This is a genomic window from Candidatus Culexmicrobium sp., assembly GCF_058356305.1.
In genome coordinates this window covers 1-4,269 of the sequence record NZ_JBTVBB010000006.1, presented here as the reverse complement: position 1 = coordinate 4,269, position 4,269 = coordinate 1, and the positions used below count along the sequence as shown (strand labels likewise).

Below are 4,269 nucleotides of genomic sequence, written 5' to 3'. Positions count from 1 at the left end.
AATGCAAGAAGAACTCTTTCAATTCCCTTTATCGGGTTCCTTAGAAAAAATAGGGGGTGTTCTTCTTGCCAAGACGTAAACTTTCAATTCCCTTTATCGGGTTCCGCCAAGAAGAACATGCATACGTTAAGTCTATCCCTCAAGTCTTTCAATTCCCTTTATCGGGTTCCAGTTGGATTAGCGGGGTGTATTTGGATGGAAGGGGTTTTCTTTCAATTCCCTTTATCGGGTTCCTCCACCTAAAATGCGCCTGTGGTACCATGTACTTGAAATTTCTTTCAATTCCCTTTATCGGGTTCCCGATACTAATTTTTCTTTTTTAGGGTTAAAAGACTTTCTGAAAGCTTCTTTCTCATACTATCATGGGAACCAAATAAACTTGCAAGAAATTAATGATAAAAGTTCCAATTTTAGGATAGGTATATGACTTTGACTTTTTCTTGTTTAGCTATTTTTGCTTGTTTTTCATCGCTTGTCATTAGTGGTAGGTTTAATTTCTTTGCTTGAGCTATGAATATCGCGTCGTATATAGTTATTTTTCTTTTAGTTGCTATTTTAAATGCGAGTTCTAGGTATTCTTCTTGTTCTTCTAGTTTTAGTATTGGTTTTTCTATTAGATGTTTTGCTACTTTGAATGCGTATTCAGGGCTTATGTCTCCTCGAGTTGTTCTTTTCCATAGTGCGTTTAAGGTTTCTTTTAAGGCTAGCTTAAGGGAGATGCAACCTTCGGTTAGATGTTTTCTTACTTCGGTCCATCCATCTTCTCTTAATATATATTTTGTTATTGATGATGAATCAGCTACGATCACGATCTTCCCTCACAGATTTGACTGAAAAACCTTTAGATGCAGGTGGCATTTCTCTTAAAATTTCATCTATATATTCGAGGTTTCTTTTAATCGTAATTTTCCAGGCTAAGTCTTCGAGGAATTTTTTAACTTCACTGCTAATGTTAACTCCAGCCTCCTCAAGAACTTTAATTATTTCATGTTTAACTCTAACACTAATAACAGTAGACATCGTTCATCCATATAGTTACAAATAAAATGGTATATAAACATAATGTTTACAAATTTTTTACATATAGTTTACATAAATCTTTCAAAGCTTCATATTTTATGTAATCGAGTATTATGAATACTTTAATTGTATTAGAGTCTAAGTGGACATTTTTAGGTAAAGATTTTTAGGTTATTAATTTAGATATTTTGTTGATTATTATTGGATGTGTTAGTTATGGAGAAGATGGAGAAAAAACTTGTTGAAGTGGGTAGAGTCACTCATTATTTTTCAAGGATTAGTGTTGCTGTTGTTGAGTTGAGTGCTCCATTGGCTATTGGTGATAGAATTTTGATTAAAGGCGCGACTACTAATTTTGAACAAGTTGTTGATTCGATGCAGATTGAGCATAAGAATATTGAAAGAGCAGGAGCTGGTCAAGCGATTGGATTGAAGGTGATTGATAGAGTTCGAGTTAATGATAGGGTTTATAAGATCGTTGAAGAGTAAAATAATCTCATTCAATATTTATTTTGATTGTTCTTATTTAGTTAGCTTTAGACTTTCTGTTTTTAATCCTGGTATTTCATATAGTATTCCTTCTTCTGATAATACTAGTACTGCTCCACATTTTTTGCATTTATAGTATTTGTTGACGCCTCTTGTAGTGCGTTCAAATCCTAATAATTCAACATCACCATGAGGACATGGTTCTTTATCCATTAATTTCACCCACAGATGATTTCCAGTGAAAGTATGTATTGATTTTCTAATATGTTTATTGTATAGTGATGACTTTATCCTCCACTAATTGTGGGCATAATTGATATTTGATCTTCATTTTTGACTTCAGAGTCTAGTGTTGCGGGTTCACCATTAACTAATATTATTACCCTTGACTCTAGATCTTTTGGTATATTTATTAAATCACGTATTTTAACTCTATTGCTGATAGTGATGGTTAATTCTCTACTACCAATGATTTCTGCAATATATCCTAAAGCCTTTATTTTCACCATAACTTAACCGTCAATACTAGGAAAATCTTAGATATATTAAGCTTTACATGGAAATTTACCAAGTAAAATAATAAGAGTATTATGTATGTGATGAAAGTCTAAGTTAACGTTACATATTTTTCTAATTCATTTATCACATATTCTAAGCCTAGTTCTTTTAATGTTGATTTCTTAGGTATTCCATTTTCATTCCAACCCCTCTTTTCATAGTAGTATGACAAAAGTTTATTCCATTTGTCTTTGTCAAGTTTTGCTCCTGCCAGTGGACCCTTCGTTAATGGTTCTTCAAACCATCTTGCAGGCGGTATATCTAGAGCTCTACTCCATCCTTTATACTCTCTAATCCAGAAAGCCCTGATCAAAGTATATATTCTATCTCCAGCTTTATAGAGATCATTTAATGTTATTGTAACTCCAGTTGCTGCTTTAAAGAATTTTTCATACCAGTCCAAGTTGAAGCCTAATTCTATCCATGGGAATCTACATGTTACTAGTGACTCGAACATTCCACCTCTAATTCTTTGAAATTCTATCACTTTATCAACCTTGGTTTCAGTGTAATCAAATCTTCCAATCTTCATTTCCCAAGAAATTACCCATGCATCCTTATGATGAGCACCAATAGGCGAGGTTGCAAAGGCAATTGCCATTCCTGGAGCAGCATGGCAATCATAAGCAGACATCTCCAGTCCTTTAACATGCATCGCCCACCTATGTGAATCGCCACCAATTCTCTCTGAAATAGCTTTAACACCTTCAGCTAGTAAGTCACCTATTCCTTGTCGATAGGCTATAGCTTCAATAAGCTCTTTAGATTTCTCAAAGTCTCCCCATTCAATTTTTTCTTCAATTAAATTCTTTTCTGAAGCTTCCATTGCAAAGCCAATTACATTACCTGTTGAAATAGTGTCTAATCCAAGCTCATCACATAACCGATTTAATACTGAAACCTTCTTTAAATCTCCAATACCAATATCGGCACCAAGCATTGCAACATTTTCGTAATCTAATTCTGATTCCAAATTCTCTGCATCTAAAACTACATTGCCACATTGCATGTTACAGAAGGGGCACCCTCTACGTTTAATCTTCAACTCTTCCATGGCATAGCCATCTATCCTCTTTGCAAATTCAAAAACACCTTCTCTATAGTTATATGTAGGTAGGGTGCTATTCTCTTGACACCATTCTATAGTCATCATTGTACCTTGTCTAATCCAAAAATCATATCCAGATTTACCTTTTATATCCTCATAACCCTTTCTCCCTAATTCTTTTAATTCGCTTGGATTTGCTAATGGAATCTCCTTAGAGCCCTTAAATACTACAGCCTTAAGCTTCTTTGAACCCATAACTGCACCCATTCCAGGTCTTCCACCAGCTCTACCTTCCTGTGAGACTACAGTTGCATATTTGACAAGATTCTCACCTGCAGGGCCTATCAGCACTATTCCGGAATCTCTACCATACATGTCGTAAAGCATTCTTTCAGCTTTAAAAGAATCTAGACCCCAAAGATCATCGGCATCCTTGAATTCAACCCTATCGTCTTCAATGTAAAGATGAACCGGCTTTTCAGCTACACCATCAATCACCACAGCATCATAACCAGCCCTTCTTAAGTAAACTGATGCGAATGTTCCTACATTTCCATCGCCATAACCGTTAGTCAATGGACTTTTTGCTGCAACGACAAGTTTACCACTACTAGCGAGCGGTAGACCTGTGAGTGGACCCGCGGCTAGTATGAGTTTGTTTTCAGGAGATAGAGGTGATGTGCCAGGTTTAAGCTCATCCCACAAGATTTTAATTGCGAATCCTCTGCCACCGATAAAATTCAACGCTAAACTTAAATCATACTCTTGAATACTCCACTTCTTCTTGGATAAGTCTACTCTAAGAATTTTGCCATTCCAACCATACATATAATTCACCATTTAAAAGAGGGTAAATGAAATTTAAAAGCGTTTAGAAATCGTTCAAAACTTATTTCAATACACAGAACGTGCTGGTAGACGGTGATTATATTTACAGTCATAAATCGATGAGTAATACTAAGAAATTTCTGGTAATATTGACTGAGGAAGTCTAGTTCTTAAGTCTGTAAGTTTTCTTATGGTTTAAGATTATCTCGTAGAATGGTGTTTTACTCACGAGATGTTGTGCGGGTTTGTTGTGGTAAATCCATTTATTGATAAAGGGTTCATATTCCTCTCCACAAATAGTTACTACTAGCTTTTTGAAATCTTCC

At 35.2% G+C, this 4,269-nt stretch carries 7 protein-coding genes; 2 read left to right on the top strand and 5 right to left on the bottom strand.

What is annotated here, in order from left to right; genetic code table 11:
- Positions 1-65 precede the first annotated feature (65 nt).
- The gene (locus ACW8TM_RS01095; protein WP_491531429.1) at positions 66-323 is read left to right on the top strand and encodes a hypothetical protein; all 258 of its coding nucleotides are present in this window, start codon (positions 66-68) and stop codon (positions 321-323) included.
- 87 nt (positions 324-410) lie between these two features.
- Here the strand turns inward: ACW8TM_RS01095 and ACW8TM_RS01090 are convergent, their stop codons facing one another.
- Both ACW8TM_RS01090 and vapB read right to left on the bottom strand, forming a co-directional pair.
- Positions 411-809, bottom strand: coding sequence for a type II toxin-antitoxin system VapC family toxin (locus ACW8TM_RS01090; RefSeq protein WP_491531428.1), 399 nt, complete (start codon positions 807-809; stop codon positions 411-413).
- Entirely contained in the window at positions 796-1,020 is a 225-nt protein-coding gene (vapB, locus tag ACW8TM_RS01085; RefSeq protein WP_491531427.1) for a type II toxin-antitoxin system VapB family antitoxin, read from the bottom strand. Before vapB ends, ACW8TM_RS01090 begins: the two co-directional genes overlap by 14 nt.
- Before the next feature lie 207 nt (positions 1,021-1,227).
- Between vapB and ACW8TM_RS01080 the strand changes: the two genes are divergently transcribed.
- Complete coding sequence (locus tag ACW8TM_RS01080; RefSeq protein ID WP_491531430.1) at positions 1,228-1,509, top strand: translation elongation factor-like protein; 282 nt, start codon at positions 1,228-1,230, stop codon at positions 1,507-1,509.
- 33 nt (positions 1,510-1,542) lie between these two features.
- Here the strand turns inward: ACW8TM_RS01080 and ACW8TM_RS01075 are convergent, their stop codons facing one another.
- The 3 genes from ACW8TM_RS01075 to ACW8TM_RS01065 form a co-directional block, all read right to left on the bottom strand.
- A complete protein-coding gene (locus ACW8TM_RS01075) occupies positions 1,543-1,722 on the bottom strand; it encodes a hypothetical protein (RefSeq protein WP_491531426.1) in 180 nt (59 codons plus the stop codon).
- A 74-nt stretch (positions 1,723-1,796) separates the two neighbouring features.
- Positions 1,797-2,018: a MoaD/ThiS family protein gene (locus tag ACW8TM_RS01070; RefSeq protein WP_491531425.1), complete on the bottom strand. Its 222-nt coding sequence runs from the start codon at positions 2,016-2,018 to the stop codon at positions 1,797-1,799.
- 98 nt (positions 2,019-2,116) lie between these two features.
- Positions 2,117-3,943 (bottom strand): aldehyde ferredoxin oxidoreductase family protein, encoded by a 1,827-nt coding sequence (locus tag ACW8TM_RS01065; protein ID WP_491531424.1) that lies wholly within the window; start codon positions 3,941-3,943, stop codon positions 2,117-2,119.
- Positions 3,944-4,269: the final 326 nt, after the last annotated feature.